Below are 15,835 nucleotides of genomic sequence, written 5' to 3' on the forward strand. Positions count from 1 at the left end.
CTGTTTATTCTCCACTCTTCCGATGTGTTATTGCGGTAATCCGTCGGAGTCTGCCCGGTTTCAGAACGGAAAAATCGGTTGAAGGAGACGACGCTTCCGAATCGGCAGATTCAGCAATATCAATCACCTTTTCCTCCGTTTCTGTCTGCAGACGTTCTGCTTCTTTCAGACGCATCTGGTCCATGTACACTTTCGGAGTGATGCCGTATTCCTCGCAGAAGACTTCTGCCATTCTGCGTTCTGAGATCCCATATTCGATGATGTGATCATGCCATTCAGACTCTTCCGAGTTGAGACTTTCCAGATGTAGCCTCAGCTGCATAGCCATTTCCTTCATAGGATGATAGATGAGCAGATCGCTCCGGCACCGTTTGCAGGGCCGGTATCCTGCCTTCATCGCTTCTTCTGCGGCTGAGAAAAATTCAATGTTCTCCCGCTTCGGCTTCTTTGACGTGCAGGAAGGTCGGCAGAAGATGCCGGTGGACTTCACGCCATAGAAGAAGATGCCATCCTAGTCCGCTTCATTCCGGATGACTGCTTCATGCATTTCTTCTTCACCCAACCGATTCATTTCAGAATTTCTTCCAGTTTCAGCAATTTCTGCTTCCGTTCGATGCCTCCGGCATAGCCGGTCAGTTCCCCATGCGCACCGACGACCCGATGGCATGGGACGATGATGCTGATGCGATTATGGCCGACGGCCCCGCCGACTGCCTGGGAAGACATCGATTCTCTCCCTGTTTCTTCGGCGACCTGTTCTGCCAGCTCTCCATAAGTCACAGTGGTTCCATAGGGAATCTTAAGCAGCTTCTTCCATACCAGAATCTGAAATTCTGTTCCAGAAAGATGCAGGGCCGGAGTAAAGTCCGGTTTCTTTCCTGAAAAATACTGATCCAGCCATTGCTTTGCAGAATGGATGAATTCTGTTTCTTTCTGCTCCGGATGGACCAATCCTGCCCGATCGTATTTCTGCCCATCAAACCACAGTCCCGAGATTCCTGTTTCATCCGAAGCAATCGTCATCCTTCCCATTGGTGACTGATATTCTGAAATATACTGCATGCTCATCTCCTCCTCTTATGATCTGCCGGGTCCGTAAGCCCCGGAATTGCTCCGCTTGCGACAGCCCAAAGATAAATGCTTGCGGTGCTTCCATACGGACTGTAGCGCCTACGGTATTTCTCAAACTGGTCACGGCTGATCTTCCGATGCCGGTAGACCATTCTCATTCCCCTCAGAATGGCAAGATCTCCATAACTCAGAATATCCGGTTTCTGCATGCCGAACAGCAGAATCATCTCTGCCGTCCAAGGGCCGATGCCTTTCAGAGAAATCAGTGCTTTCTGTGCTTCTTCCTCAGGGAGTTTCTGGATCTCTTCCAGATTGATTCTCCCATCCTTTACCTTCTCGGCAAATTCAAGGATATAGTCTGCTTTATGAAACGTGGTTCCGTAAGCCTGAATTCTCTCTTCTCCTGCAGCCAGCAGTGTTTCCGGTGAAATCTCTCCGAGATCGCTCTGCATCTGTTCCCAGATCGAAGCAAGTGCTTTCGTCGAAATCTGCTGACCGATGATCTGATGAATCACAGAGCTGAATACATCGCTGTCCGCCGGCCGGTTCACATGGCCAAGCTGATCGATCACCGCTCCGAGTTTTCGGTCTTTCGATTTCAGATATTCCGTTTCTATTTCTCCATACGTAAAGTAACAGGTCATTGATCTTTCCTCAGAAAGTACTATAGCAAGCAGGAAGGACAGAATCTTCTCATTTTCGGAAATTCAATTTGCCGCTCAGCAGGATATGAAAAGCAGCAACCCTTCTTCAGGACTGCTGCCCTTCTGAATGAGGATCTGCTTCTTCAGGAAGCAATGCTCATTCAATCGTGATGTAGCTTTCTTTCGGCTCTTCCGGAACTTTCTTGGAAATCGAAAGTCTCAGAACACCACCATCATAAGATGCGCGAATATCGGACTCTCTGACATCATCGCCGACATACCAGCTTCTGCTGCAGGAACCGCTGTAACGTTCCTGGCGGATCACATGGCCGGCACTGTTCTTCTCTTCATGATCATGATCCTGATCAGCGGAAACAGTCAGCGTGCCGTCCTTCAGACTGATGTGGATATTTTCTTTCTTATATCCAGGAAGATCAATGGCAAGCTCATACGCCTGATCTGTCTCTGTCACATCTGTCCTCATCAGCGTATTTCCGCCGAAGCTGCGGAACGGATGATCGAAGAAGTCATCCATCATATCAAACGGATCATAGCTTTCTCTCTTTGCTGGGTTGTATCTCATATCAGTATCTCCTTCTGAGATCTCTCTCGATCTCTTTACACTATCTGTTATATCCAGAAAACTAGCACTGTCAATACTTGAGTGCTAATTATTTTATGAAGTATTCCGCGATAAGCAGATCAGAAAGCATAAAAAAAGACTGATATTTATGCGTAGTTTCGTATTATCAGTCTTCTTTTCAGATTGCAACGATCTCAGTATTTCGGAGCAACTTTCTTCAGCACGCCATTGTTTTCAAGACGCGGCCGGATCGCCAGGTACAGAATCGTCGAGATGATGACTGCCAGCACTGCATTCACAGCTGTCGTGATTGCATTGAACTGAGCAAGCTTCATGGCCGCTTTTTCCGGAGCACCGAGGATGACCGCCGTATAGAAGTATCCTAACAGAGGTTCTGCAATGCAGTTGAACAGCATGCCGGCACCAGTCGACAGGATCGTTGCTCTGGTCAGCTTCTTGCCGCTCAGGGTATTGATCTTGAACACTTTGTGAGCAACCGTTCCGGTGATGACACCGATCATGAGTTTCAGGATGATGGTCTTAGGAGCCACGGTGATATAGAGCGGATCCAGCACATCGCCGATGCCCATGCCGATGGCACCAGCAATGCCGCCTGGCAGTCCGCCCAGCAGCAACGCTGCGAGCACATCAAACGTATTGCCGAGATGGAATGCCGTGTAGCCGCCCGGGGTCGGAATGTTGATCTTCAGAAATGTGAATGCCACGTAAGCCAGTGCAGCAAATAAACCGGTGACGCAGATTTTCAAGGTACGATTTGAGTTCTTGTCCATATTCGTATATCCCCTTTGCTGAATATACGAACGAGTCTATCACAATCTGAATATGCATGAATATCCAATACTGAATAATTTTATATAACCAGATCAGAACAATGACTGCTGTTCCGTATGCCGGAACAAACTTGCCTGCTCCATTCTGGAAACCTGTTCGGATACCGATTCAGACTCCACCGTCATCCTGGTCTGGCTTTCACAACTGCGGACATTGCGCAGCTGGATGACCACATCAAACGAATTGGCAATCGACTGCGACGTGATATGCGTGAATGTGATGAGCTGGATATGGAGCGTCTGCACGATCTGCACAAGCGGACGCACCAGATGTTCCGAAGAAACCGACGCGAACGGGTTGTCGCAGATGACGGTTTCATAGCGCTCATTCCGTCCGTCTTCTTCAAACTCCGCATTGTCATTCTGGATATATGCCATCAGTGAAGCAATGACGATGAAACAGCTCAGCGAATGCTCTCCGCCGGAGTTCGAACGGCATGCCCGGTCCCAGTCCATCAGTCTGCTGTTAGCAGAAATCTTCTCGAACTTGTAGATCTTCACCGGAATATGGTCTCTCTGAAGATACGCATTGATCAGCTTCCTGGGATCCATCCGGGAGTCTCTGAGATCGGTATACTGTTTTCGATCTTCGCTGACTGCAGAAAGATCTCTTACCGTCTGTTCCAGATAATCCTTGAGACGTTCCTCAGAATGATCATCCGTATCCGGAAGATCAAATCTCAGCAGCGCAGTCGGCTGACTCTTTCCTTCTACGCGGACACGGGAACGTCTGGATACCTGTTTGATGCCATCGAGCACGGCTTCCGTTCTGCGGATCACTTCCCGGAACAGCGAATCCCGGTCATGGTCATAGCTGCTGAGGTCAGTATTCAGACGATCCAGGCATTGTGCGATCGTATGTTCTTTCTGCATCAGCATCTCTTCGAGCGTATTCAGCTCTTCCAGCGAAATCCGGTTATCAGAAAGACGCCGGGAATCCGCAAACACCTTGTCAAAGAACGAATCTTCCGCGCAGTATCTCTTCTGCTGTTCTTCTCTCGCATCGCTGAATACCGATAATGCACGTTCCAGTGAACTGCGCTTTTCATTCACAGCAGAAAGCAGCGTGCTGCACTGTTCGCTCAGGTGTTCGCGATCTGCTTCAAGAACCTCTTCCGTCGCCGGCAGGATTGGTTCCCGATCTCTGATCCGGTCCATGACTCCCAGAGAATCCTTGCCGAAACTCTCCCATTCCTTCTGTTCTCTGAGGTCTGTATCCTTTTCCTTCTTCAGATCAAGCAGACGTTCTTCAAACCGTCCGAGAATCTGTTCCGGATCCAGAGCAGCTTCCAGTCCGCAAGATGCCAGCTTCTGATCCGCCGCCTCTTTCTGGTTCAGCACTTTTCCGAGAATTCTCTGAACTTTGCTGTATTCAGGATCGAGGCCTTTCCGCTCTTCCTCTTTTTCTGCCGTCTTCCGCCGCAGCCTTGTGAGTTCGCTCGGATCAAAAGGATGAGACCGGCATTCCGTGTCTTCCACGGAAAGATCATTGAACTTCTGTTCGGTTTCCTTGCGTTCGGTCTGTCTCTGTTCCATCTCTTCCAGCAGCGACTGCTTCTCACGGTCCAGAACTTTCTGTTCTTCCTGATACTGAACCTTCAGAGCTTCCAGGCTTCCGGAAATTACTTCTGAAACCGGCGCATTCTGATAGACTGCCGCGGCTCGTTCTTTCTGAGCAAGATCCCGTTCCAGATTATCCTGTGCAGATTTCAGATCCCGGATCTGATTCTCTAATTTGCGGAGTTCTGTTTCCAGTTCCGAGCACTTCTGACCCAGCATCTCCAGCTGCTTTGCAATCGTATCCAGCTTATTCAGCTGACTCGTATACTTCTGATCGTTTTCCAGCAATGTTCTGAACAGCTTCAGATGCTCTTCTGCAGTCGAACGTGCATGCTGAGCAGGATAGAGTCTTCCCGAAAGATCATTCTTCTCTTCCTGAAGCTTCTGTTCCTGCTCACTCAGTGCAGCAAGCGTTTCTTCATGGCGGGACAGTGCCTGCTTCAGGACTTCCAGCTTTGCCTGCTGTTCCTTTTCATAGGAAGCGCTGTAATGAAAGTTCTCTGCATCCTTCAGGGCTTCCCTGCCTGCGTTTACCTGAGTATTCAGATCTTCCTGCATCTGCTGCAGCAGACGGTAATTCTCCTTCTTCTTTTCCAGATACTTCTGTCTGGAAGATTCATTGAGCAATGCTTTCTCATAGCTGTTCCAGAATGCTCTGTCCTGCAGCTCCAGGACTGATCCGGTCTCCGTACCTGTCTCAGATTGTTTCAGATCATCATACCGGAAGATCGGAATGACGCGGTCCAGGAACAGATCCCCGGGATCGATCTCCTGCAGCTTCTTCCATTCCGAAGATTCGACGAGAATTCCATAAGGAAGCAGCGGATGTTCGTTCAGCAGTTCTTCGGATTCCTGCTGTTCTTTCAGGAACTCCTCGCCAGTCTGAAACACAATGCCATTGCGTCTCAGCAGACTGTCAAATGATTCCGGGATACACGAGATGTTTTTCTCGATTGACCTGATCAGCTGCTTCAGAAGACCAAGGGAAAAATCCGTTTCCTGCTGACGGATCTCACGGGAATGAAGCAGATCCGCAAGAACCGGAATCAGTTCTCCCGAATAGAGCATCTGCTCCGCAATTTCATTCATTCTGAAGAAGCTCAGCAGCCGATCTTTCTGATCCAGAAAAAACTGATAGTTCTTCTTTTCCTCATTCTCCGCAAGCAGGTCTGCTTCTTTTTGGGTCTGCTCTGCTGCATGTTTCTCTGAAAGATCAGAAAGCTCGCAAGGAAGTTCAGAGAGGCGTTTCCGGATCGCATCATCGTTCTTCTTCGCTTCAGCAATCCGCTGGTTCAGGATACGCTCTGCTGCTGTGATATCCTCTTTGCTGAAGCCTCCGGCAAGGGTGCGGTTAAGCTCCATTCCGAGATCCAGTTCAGCGAAGATTTCCTGCTCTTTCTTCTCGGCAATGCCGGTTTCCACTTTCAGTTCAGTCTGTTCTTCGGTCAGCGATTTCTGCTGTTTCTTCTGCCTGGCCAGGTCTTTTTCTTTCTGAACCCGCAGATCAGCGATCTGTGCCTGCTGTTCCAGGCAGGCATCCAGGCGTTCCTGATTGTGCTGAAGTTCTGCTTCATAGGCAAGCTTCAGAGAATACTGCAATGCCTGCAGATGAGCCTGACGTTCATCCGCAGAGAATTTCTGCTGTTTCTGCTGCAGGCCGCGGATCGTTCCATCCAGCTGATCCAGCTTTCTCAGATACTCGGTTCCCTGAACGATCGCTTCTGCATGCCTGCATGATTCAATCTCCTGATCCAGTGCCTGCATCTCTTGTTCGAGAGAATCCGAGTCAGCCTGGGCTCTGCGCAGCGCTTCATCTGCTGCATACCAGGCGGCAGAAGCCTGTTCCTGATGAATATGAGTTTCGCGCTGTTCTGCCTCCTGCAGCTTCTGCGATACTTCTTCAAGACGCATTCTGCTTTCTTCATTCAGATTCCGGACAGCATCTGCAAATGCAGAAAGAGAGAGCAGTGCATGATCCCGTTCTGATGCCGCATCTCTGCATGCATGCATATGATCCAGCAGAACCGGTTCTTCAGAGAGATAGCCGCTGACAAGATCTCTCAGCTTCAGCATCTTCTTCTGTTCAGCCGACTTCTGCACCAGGCTGTCAAGATTCTTCAGTGTGCTGGAAGGACCTCCTTCTTTTTCATCAAGATGTGCCTCAATCTTCGGAATCAGATACCGGTCCAGCAGCGTATCTCCGGTTCTGGTCTTTTCCAGAACATCCTTGAACGGATCTTCGCCGCTGATCAGCTGACGGATCAGCGTATCCCAGTTCTCTGCAGAAATATGAAAGCTCTTCAGACGTTTCCGATACTCGCTGGCATCGCCCTTTCCGTAAGTCCAGGCTTCCAGGGAACGGCCGCAGGCATTGCGGAATGACTGACGGGCATCCGCAAACGGAGCGATCGTGATTCTTCTGCCATCAGAATGAACGTTGGGAAGATCATGGATTTCCAGCTGCTCGCCATCATGGCTCAGGAAGCAGAAATAATTGACCGAAGTATTATCTTCTTCGCTGACCCCCTGCTTCATGAGCACGGTGCCGCTGAGCAGATAGTCCGGTTCTCCCTGCGTATCCAGCAGCCACTCGACTGCGACAGTAGCAGGCTTCGTATTCAGGTAGTCCGAGATCGGGTTCGAACTGATTGTTGCCCCTGGCCAGATCGCCTGATAGATCAGGCGTTCGAGCACAGACTTTCCGCCGCCGTTTTCCAGACGGAGCTCTGCATTCTGCCCGCCATGGAAATCAAGCATCAGATCATCGATCCGCTGTTTTCCCCACGAAAAGTTCACCAGCCTGATCCGGTTAATTCTCGGCATCGTAATCACCTCCGCTCATCTCATCAAAGATTGCGTGAATCTCCTGGACGCGGTCGCTGTCCAGGTAGTAGTAGATGAATTTGTCATGAAGCGTTCTGGTCGGTCGGTATTCATCCTCTGCCTTCAGCAGAAGACCATGGGCGATCATCTGATTCAGTGCGATGCGGACGATACCTGCCTTTGAAGAACGGGAGTTCTCTTCTTCAATCAGGCGGTTCTGCCACGTTTCTGCAACCAGTTCGAAATTCATCTCTGAAGACGCATCGATTTCGCTGACGGCTGCTCCGGATTTCCGGAGGCGGTCAAAGAGGGCATCGACATCCTTCAGCAGCTCTTCCATCCGGATAAATGTTCTTACGGTCGGATCGGAAGCATTCTTTCCGTGATAGAACTCCCAGCAGAGATACATCTGCACATAGGATACCGTCAGAGCATCGATTGCTCTGGCCGAAGGAGAAATATCCTCCCGGTATTCCCGCATGCTGAAGCCGAGAGTCGTATTCTCCATATCAGGAATCAGATAGAGCCGATCCTGAACCTTCAGCAGATGAAACGACAATTCCTGTTCGAATGCTTCAAGAAGTTCGCGGATCTCTTTCTGCTGTGAAAGATCAAAAAGCTCCGGCTGATCTGTTCTTGAGATCATGCCATTATGATCCAGCAGCGCCCGGAATACCCGGAGTGCAGAATGAAGCTCATTTCTGTCGTCTGTCATAGTGCAAATTCCTTTCAATTTCCGGAATGATCCGGATCCGGCTCATTCCGTAGATCTGCTTCGGTTCATCCGCATCGGGATCATAGAATTCAAAGAGATCTTCTCCATCTTCACTGCTGACCGAAAGACTGCGGATCCCATGAAACTCCGGATCCTGTTCCTGCAGCCGGCGAAGGGTTTCATTGAGACTGAAGTCCTTGTCCGGAACTTCATTCGACTCGGGGTCCACTTCAAGTCTGACTATGCCCATCGCATAGAGATTCAGGAACATCAGGAAGCAGGACTTGTCATTGCGGTTTCCAGGGTAGTCTTCCTGAAGTTCTTCTTCATACCACGAGATGAATTCAGAAACTGCAAATCCTTCCGGATGCAGGGCGCAGTAATCCAGCAGTCTGCTGAAAACCTTGGCATATCGTTCTGAGATTGCTTCAATCTCTTCTTTCTCATCACTGCTGTCATAAGTCTCTTCCGTATCCAGGATGAGATCACTGCGGTCTTCTTCCCGGAACTTCTTCTCTGGTCTGTACAGCATCAGAAGATCAAACACCTTCTCTGCCTCCGGTTCATACAGAGGCCGGATGAGCCGGCGGTATCCGGCCGCCATCGCATTGCCGCTGATCTTTGCAAAGGGATCGATGACTTCTTTGCCGAAGTCGTAGCGGTGGATCGGGGAGATCGTGAGATTGTCTTCGAGCATCTCCTGATAGAGGCTGCTGATGGAATAGCGCTGTTCCAGCAGCTTTCCCTCCTCTCCGGTGATGATTGCAAGCATGTCAGCCATCTCGCTGAGATAGCTTAGGTTCTGAGCAGTTTCTTCGTCCGCATGGAAATGGTTCTGCAGATTCCGGCTGAGCTCTGCCCGGAACTTCTCGACCAGGTTGATGGTCTCATCGGTGAGCTTCTTCTCTTCATCGAGATTCTCATAGTAGGAGCTGATCATCTTCGAATATTCTTTCCGGCCGATGCTGGCAACATCCTGGCGCACGCGCATCGTGAAATCGAGGAAGCGCTGTTCTTCTCTCCGGAGAATATTCAGGCATTGCCTGCACTGGTCCTTGGATTCCCTGAAGTTGCGGTGTTCGAGCTTGCGCTGCATGATCAGCATGCTGACCCAGCCATCATATTCCGCATCTACTTCTCTCGTACGCAGCAGGAAGTCATAGCCCTGCTCCGTGAGCCGATAGAAGATGATTCCATCCTGAATGGAGTCTTCAATCAGGCGGACGGTACGGTCCTGCCAGACCTGCTTCTCGGTATCATAGATCGGATACTGCAGGATTCTGCCATCGTTCTGCAGAATGTCCCGCACCATATAATCTGCCAGCGAATGAATCTGAGCACCGCTGAGTTCGTGTCCGTACATCCTGCAGTCTTCTGCCAGGAATGCAGCAATTTCTTCTAATGGTGTTCCGTCTCTGGAAGAAAGAGATGAATCCATGATGAACAGCAGCACATCATAGAACATGACATCCAGCCGGCCTTCTTCAAACCAGCTTTCGATCTCCATATTCCTCCCCTGCCGGTTCAGAATCGATTCCGCACAGTATCCGAGCAGCACCCGCTGCTCGCAGCCTTTCTGAAAGTCTCTCATCCAAGCAGCCTCCGCACTTCAATCCGGTTCACGATTTCCTGGGGAACTCTCTTGTTTTTCTCAAGTACCTGATGGATGCGTTTCCGATCGGTTCCTGCAAAGAAATCCAGGAACGAAGAATCATACGTCCGGTCCCGGTGATCCTCGGTATCTTCTGCTTCCGAAAGATCTTCCGGAGCAAGATGGATCATCTCGAGATACAGTTCCTGAAATGGAAGGATCTGCAGCTCGGGATCCGCTTCACATAGACGCGAAAAGATATTGATTCCTGCCCGATCGATATCTCCGCAATAGAGAACCGTCTGATCTGCTCTACGGCAGGAGGAAAGAAATCCGTACAGGCTGCCGCTTTGATCTTTCACAGAGACTTTGTTTCCCTCTCCGTAAATCACCATGGAAAAGCGGTGGCCGAGAAACGTCATTCCTGGCTTCAGCTGGGAAGAGATGGAGTCCCATGGATCCCGGTTTTCCAGGACCAGAATCTCGTTTCCTTCCGGGTCCGTTTCTCTGGCAAAGAACGGTTCATAGGTAGGCCTGCAGTTCAGTTCCTGATCAGAGAGAGGAATTGCAGAATGATGCTGCTCCAGATATTTCTCATTGCCGAAGATGGCGTAGCTGCGTTCTTTGACTGTCATCAGACAATCCGGATCGGACAGCTCCTGCTTATGGCTGCTGAGATAACTGCTGAGTTTCAGAATCTCAGGCTCCATCTTCTCATAGTCAGAGAGATGGCTGAGATAGAAGCTGATCAGAGAAGGATGCAGATGAAGGATTCTCTCTCTCTCAGCAGTCTGGTCTTTCACCGTTCTGATTTTCTGATATCGAGCATAGAAAGAGGGAGTAAACGCAACCCGGCCGGATGAACGGATCGGCCGGATCAGCCCGGCTTCTTCCCAGCCTGAAAGAACAGAAGCAGTTTCTTCATAGTCCAGGTCAAATGACTTCATGACGTCCTGGTAGCAGAATCTTGAAGAGGTGATTAAGGAGAGGTCATACTTCATAGATACCTCTATCTTATCATGTCCAAAAAAAAGTACGTGCCTTTCCATGAAGACACGTACTGCTTTTGGAGATTACTGAATTTTCTGAAATGCTGATTTCGGCAGATGACATACCGGACACGTCCAGGTATCCGGAACTTTCTCCCATGGGGTTCCTGCCGGAACGCCATGTTCCGGATCGCCTTTTTCCGGATCATAGATATATCCGCATGGGCAGCGGTATTTATCTGCCGCAGGCTTTGCTGAAGCAGGACTGTCTGCTTCCAGCAGTGCAGAAACCATTGCCGGGATGGCTGCGAATTCCGGTTCTTCCGGATTCCAGTAGGACTTGATTTCGGGAGCGACTACTTTAAACCCTGCTTCTGTCAGAGACTGGCGCAGCACCTTGTTGCCTTCGCCAGACCAGCCATAGCATCCGAAGACTGCTGCTTTCTTGCCCTTCATCTTCAGAGACTTGATATAGTACAGCCAGTACGCGACCGAAGCCAGCACGCCATTGAGAATGGTCGGCGAACCGACAGCGACTGCCTTGGAGCGGAATACTTCATAGGCAATATCATCCTTGGCATCATGATCCACATTCATGACCTTGACGACGGTATCCGGAGACTGTCTGTGGACTTCATCTGCAATTGCATGTGCGATCTTCTCAGTGCCATGCCACATGGTCCCGTAGACCACTGTGACCTGATCTTCCTGATAAGGTCCTGCCCAATCTGCATAGGCATCGATGATCCTGCTGACCTCTTTCCGCCAGATTGCACCATGGCTCGGGGCAATCATCTCAATCGGGAGATTCATTGCCTTGAGTTCCTTTACTTTGCGGGCAACCATCGGAGCAAACGGATTCACGATATTGACATAGTAGCGCATCGCTTCTTTCCAGAGTATTTCGTGATCCGCATAGTCATCGAACATCTCTTCCAGCGCATAGTGCTGTCCGAAGGCATCCATTGAGAACAGGATATTATCTCCGGTCAGGAAAGTTGCCATGGAATCCGGCCAGTGCAGGAATGTCATTTCAATGAAGATCAGCTTCTTGCCATTGCCGATGTCCAGTTCATCACCAGTTTTCACCGTATGGAAATTCCAGCCATGCTTGCCATACTGTCCTTCGAGAGACTTCACTGCATTTGCGGTGCAGTAGATCGGAGTATCCGGGATCTCTCTCATCAGAGCCGGGAGGCTGCCGGAATGATCGCATTCGCCATGCTGAATCACGATCGCATCGATGCTGGAAAGATCAATCTCAGACTTCAGATTCTCGATGAAATCGATCTGATGCGGTGCCCATACCGTATCCATGAGAATCGTCTTCTCTTCCTGAATCAGATATGCATTCTGAGAACTGCCGCTGTGAATCGTGAAGTCATCTCCGTGGAACTTCTGCAGGTCCCAGTCGAGATAGCCTACCCAGGAAACATTGTTTTTAACTGTCTTTTTCATGTTCGCTCCTCGCCATGTAAAAGTATATCTGTTTCTGCCCTGCTGGAAAGCAAAATGATCCGGAATCTATGCAGGTATTAAAAAAGCTTCCCCCGTTAAGAGGAAGCTTCACTGTCTGAAGGTTAGTCAGCAGTCGGAGCACCGAACTGGATCGGTGTAGCACCTGTCATATCGTCTTCAGCGATCAGCATGATCGGAGCGACTTCATAAGACAGTGTGGTGAAGGAAGCGTTGTAGCCGGATTCCGTTGTGAATTCCAGCGTGAAGCTTCCGACCTTGCCATCTTCGCCGATCAGGCCTTCCGGTACGGAATCGAAGGTAACTTCCTGGTAGCCGCCGTTGACAGCTGCGCCGTCAGTGCCGGAGATCAGGTTGTCGCCCTTGTCGGAAGATCCGGTAGGATACAGATAGAGCTCGGTAACATTCTCGCCGGTCTCGTTGTAGATCGTGTAATCAGCAGCCGTGGTCTGGAATGCGATCGGGGTAGCACCCGTCAGAGCATCTTCAGCCAGCAGCGTGATCGGAGCAGTCTCGATGGACAGGGTGGTGAAAGAAGCGTTGTAGCCGGATTCCGTTGTGAATTCGAGCGTCAGCTTTGTGTCAGCTGCAGCGTCGCCAGCATCATAGGTGAGCTTCGTTGCATGAGCGTTCATGAAGCCGTGATCGCCAGCGAGGTTGTCGCCCTTCTCAGAAGAATCCGTCGGATACAGATAGAGTTCCGTTACGGTTTCGCCGGTCTCGTTGTACAGCGTGTACTCGCCGACCGTCTGTACTGCTTCTGCGGTAGCAGCTGCAGATTCCTCAGCGGCTGCGGTGCTTGCTGCAGCAGCTGTAGTAGCGGCAGCAGTAGCAGAAGCGGTGCTGGAGCTGCATCCTGCAAGCAGGGCAGCAGCGCACATCAGTGCAAATGCCTTTTTCATAGTAAATCTTTCCTCCATTCGTCTGCCTTCTGGCGGCAGACTTAAATTATGTTAAGAGTATTCACAAGTTTTTTATAGTACAATCGGATATATTGTTAGTACAAACGGATATGAATAGAACTGAAGAAAAGTCATTTGAGAAGTTTCTGAAAGCCGCGTCATCAAGCGGTCAGAACAATATGGTGAACCTTTCTGTCACCTATCTTCACCCGGATCTGGAAATTTATCTTGCGGACCGCACGCTGCCTGCAGAGACTGACTTATGCCTGAACATGCATTATCATGACGATTTTGAGTGGTGCAGGGTTCTCGAAGGCACCGTGTATTTCCGGATTCTAAGGAAGACAATTGCTGTTTCGGCAGGAGAAACGCTGTTCATCAATTCAAAAGTCCCGCATTGTTTCTGCGGGACAAAGGATTGCGGATCGCATTATGAGATCATGCTCGGAAAACCGCATGCAGTTTCTTCCGGCTTTCTGAACGATGAGATTGACGGACTTGTCCATGATGATCGGTTCCCGTTTCATGTTGCCCAGCCGGTCAGCCAGGTTTATTCCGAAGATCTTGAGCAGATGCTGAAGCTGTCTGAACAGAAGCCGCCGGAATATGAATTCGAAGTTGCTGCCTGCTGGCTGAAGATGCTGCGGCAGATCATCCGGATTCAGAAGAACGAAGATACGGCCAGTGAACCGATCCGCAATCATGATATGGATGTGCTGCGCGAGATGCTTTCCTTCATCGGAGAGAACTACAGCTCTGACCTGGATCTGGATGAGATTGCCAGAGCAGGCAGAATCTCCCGGTCAAAATGCACGAAAATCTTCCGGGCGATTCTGAATATCTCCCCTTCGGAGTTTGTGCAGCGCTACCGGCTCAAGCAGGCAGCTGGGCTGATCGCAAACACGGATCTCAGAATCTCTGAGATTTCCTCTTCCTGTGGGTTCAACCAGCAAAGCTATTTCAACCGGGTATTTCTGAGGCAGTTCGGGATCACGCCTCTGGAGATGAGAAAACAGTACCGGTCTATGGACTCAGCTCGACGAGCGGACTTTGCGGATGATGTAGCGGACAATCAGCAGCACGCTGACCGATAGCGCTGCCGCAAAACCGATGAATCCGAGCACCGGGATGCCAAGGATTTTCGGCTCCATATCGGTCGTGCAGAGGATGCTGGAACTGATCAGCAGCGCGGCTACGCAGATTCCGATGACGAAATTGCGCACGGAAGAAGCCAGAACTTCCGTGAAGTTCTCCGTCGAGCGGAGATTAATATTCATGAGCCCCTGTCCCTGAATGTATTCTTTCAATGCGTCCACGGTCAGGGAAGGAATCTCGATGCCTTTTGCGGATGCCCGGTAGAGTGCCCGGGCATTTTTCGACAGTTCATTCTTCCAGTCGAGATTCTCCAGATATTCATCCGTGATCCGGTTGGAGGCAATCTCCATCATATTGATATCCGGGCTGATCGTTGTCAGCACGCCTTCCATGTTGGCCAGTCCCCGGCACAGCATCGTCATGCCATGCGGCATGCGGATGCGGTTCTTCTTCATGATCTCCATGAGCGTCTGCATCTCATCAGCGATGGAAATCGCACCGAAGGATGCGCTGCCGAACTGCTCGAGGAAACCTTTGAGGTCCTGATACAGTCTGGCCCGGTCCGGAGTCCCCTTGAATTCACCGATTTCAAGGACAGCATTTTCCACCATCGTGACATCATGCAGAGCAATGCCGCGGACGCCGCGGATCATGATTCTGCGGTCATGATCATTGAGTCTGCCCATCATGCCCATGTCGATCCAGACGATCTTTCCATCCAGGATCTTGACATTGCCCGGATGGGGGTCGGCATGGAAAAAGCCATCTTCCATGACCTGCTTGATGAAGCTGTTGACGAACTTCTTTCCGATCTCATCGAGGTCGTACCCGTTTTCCTTCAGGTCCTTCACGTCATTGATCGGCCAGCCGCCGATATATTCCATGACTAATACGCGGCTGGTGCAGAGGCTGCGGTAGAGCTGCGGCACGCGGACATAGGCAACATCTTTATTGTTGCGGGCAAATTCCTCCATGTTGGAGGCTTCBTTGAGGAAGTCCATCTCTTCCTGGGCAACTGACCACATCTCATCGAGCACTTCGTCGAGATCAACCATGTTGCGCAGATCCCCCAGCGGCATCAGCCGGATCAGCTTATGAAGCAGGCTGATATCCTGCATCATCGTGTTGTAGATGCCTTTGCGCTGAACTTTAATGATGACATCCTCACCGGTCTTCAGCTTTGCCCGGTGCACCTGAGCGATCGACGCAGATCCGAGAGGCTTCTCTTCGATCACATCAAAATACTCCCGCCAGTCCTGGCGGAAGGAATTGTTCAGCACTTCCTCTACGGTTTCAAACGGCATCGGGGTCACGTCGCTGCTGAGCTTCATCAGCTCCTCGCAGTATTCCTTCGGCAGAATATCGGAGTGCAGCGACATGATCTGTCCGAGCTTGATGTAGGTCGGTCCGAGCTCTTCCATGATCACCCTGAGTTTCTCCGGCGTTACGCCGCGGGTGATATGGTTCCGGCTCAGCACCTGCCGGATTTCCCGCAGACGGCTCCCGTTATCGCGGGTTTCGGTCTGCTCTGGCAT

The 15,835-nt window shown here is 50.5% G+C and carries 13 protein-coding genes and 1 pseudogene; 1 reads left to right on the plus strand and 13 read right to left on the minus strand.

Features of this window, described 5'->3' with window-relative positions; all coding sequences use genetic code 11:
- Positions 1-4: 4 nt before the first annotated feature.
- The 12 genes and pseudogenes from FYJ51_RS13550 to FYJ51_RS13560 form a co-directional block, all read right to left on the minus strand.
- On the minus strand, positions 5-322 hold the full coding sequence (locus tag FYJ51_RS13550; protein ID WP_205946252.1) for a helix-turn-helix domain-containing protein: 318 nt from the start codon (positions 320-322) through the stop codon (positions 5-7).
- A 48-nt stretch (positions 323-370) separates the two neighbouring features.
- A pseudogene (locus tag FYJ51_RS13940) lies at positions 371-505 on the minus strand (Ada metal-binding domain-containing protein); the annotation flags it as partial.
- Between the two features lie 62 nt (positions 506-567).
- On the minus strand, positions 568-1,062 hold the full coding sequence (locus tag FYJ51_RS08205) for a methylated-DNA--[protein]-cysteine S-methyltransferase (RefSeq protein WP_105303287.1): 495 nt from the start codon (positions 1,060-1,062) through the stop codon (positions 568-570).
- Between the two features lie 2 nt (positions 1,063-1,064).
- On the minus strand, positions 1,065-1,715 hold the full coding sequence (locus FYJ51_RS08210) for a DNA-3-methyladenine glycosylase family protein (RefSeq protein ID WP_105303286.1): 651 nt from the start codon (positions 1,713-1,715) through the stop codon (positions 1,065-1,067).
- 157 nt (positions 1,716-1,872) lie between these two features.
- The gene (locus FYJ51_RS08215) at positions 1,873-2,298 is read right to left on the minus strand and encodes an Hsp20/alpha crystallin family protein (RefSeq protein ID WP_105303285.1); all 426 of its coding nucleotides are present in this window, start codon (positions 2,296-2,298) and stop codon (positions 1,873-1,875) included.
- A 194-nt stretch (positions 2,299-2,492) separates the two neighbouring features.
- Positions 2,493-3,089 (minus strand): ECF transporter S component, encoded by a 597-nt coding sequence (locus tag FYJ51_RS08220; RefSeq protein WP_154504867.1) that lies wholly within the window; start codon positions 3,087-3,089, stop codon positions 2,493-2,495.
- Between the two features lie 93 nt (positions 3,090-3,182).
- Positions 3,183-7,532, minus strand: coding sequence for a coiled-coil domain-containing protein (locus FYJ51_RS08225; RefSeq protein ID WP_154504868.1), 4,350 nt, complete (start codon positions 7,530-7,532; stop codon positions 3,183-3,185).
- Complete coding sequence (locus FYJ51_RS08230; protein WP_154504869.1) at positions 7,519-8,247, minus strand: DUF6063 family protein; 729 nt, start codon at positions 8,245-8,247, stop codon at positions 7,519-7,521. The genes FYJ51_RS08225 and FYJ51_RS08230 overlap by 14 nt, the downstream gene beginning before the upstream one ends.
- A complete protein-coding gene (locus tag FYJ51_RS08235) occupies positions 8,228-9,838 on the minus strand; it encodes a hypothetical protein (RefSeq protein WP_154504870.1) in 1,611 nt (536 codons plus the stop codon). Before FYJ51_RS08235 ends, FYJ51_RS08230 begins: the two co-directional genes overlap by 20 nt.
- A complete protein-coding gene (locus tag FYJ51_RS08240; protein WP_205946253.1) occupies positions 9,835-10,785 on the minus strand; it encodes a Wadjet anti-phage system protein JetD domain-containing protein in 951 nt (316 codons plus the stop codon). The genes FYJ51_RS08235 and FYJ51_RS08240 overlap by 4 nt, the downstream gene beginning before the upstream one ends.
- Before the next feature lie 126 nt (positions 10,786-10,911).
- A complete protein-coding gene (locus FYJ51_RS08245; RefSeq protein ID WP_105303279.1) occupies positions 10,912-12,285 on the minus strand; it encodes a rubredoxin in 1,374 nt (457 codons plus the stop codon).
- Positions 12,286-12,407: 122 nt separating this feature from the next.
- Positions 12,408-13,205, minus strand: coding sequence for a hypothetical protein (locus FYJ51_RS13560; RefSeq protein WP_204378570.1), 798 nt, complete (start codon positions 13,203-13,205; stop codon positions 12,408-12,410).
- A gap of 110 nt (positions 13,206-13,315) precedes the next feature.
- On the opposite strand from FYJ51_RS13560, the gene FYJ51_RS08255 reads away from it, so the two are divergent.
- Positions 13,316-14,299: a helix-turn-helix domain-containing protein gene (locus FYJ51_RS08255; RefSeq protein ID WP_105303278.1), complete on the plus strand. Its 984-nt coding sequence runs from the start codon at positions 13,316-13,318 to the stop codon at positions 14,297-14,299.
- On the opposite strand, the gene FYJ51_RS08260 is transcribed toward FYJ51_RS08255, so the two are convergent.
- Positions 14,237-15,835, minus strand: a complete 1,599-nt coding sequence (locus tag FYJ51_RS08260) for an ABC1 kinase family protein (RefSeq protein WP_154504874.1) — start codon at positions 15,833-15,835, stop codon at positions 14,237-14,239. The two genes, FYJ51_RS08255 and FYJ51_RS08260, sit on opposite strands and share 63 nt — an antisense overlap.

It is taken from the genome of Stecheria intestinalis, assembly GCF_009696165.1.
Lineage (GTDB): Bacteria > Bacillota_I > Bacilli_A > Erysipelotrichales > Erysipelotrichaceae > Bulleidia > Bulleidia intestinalis.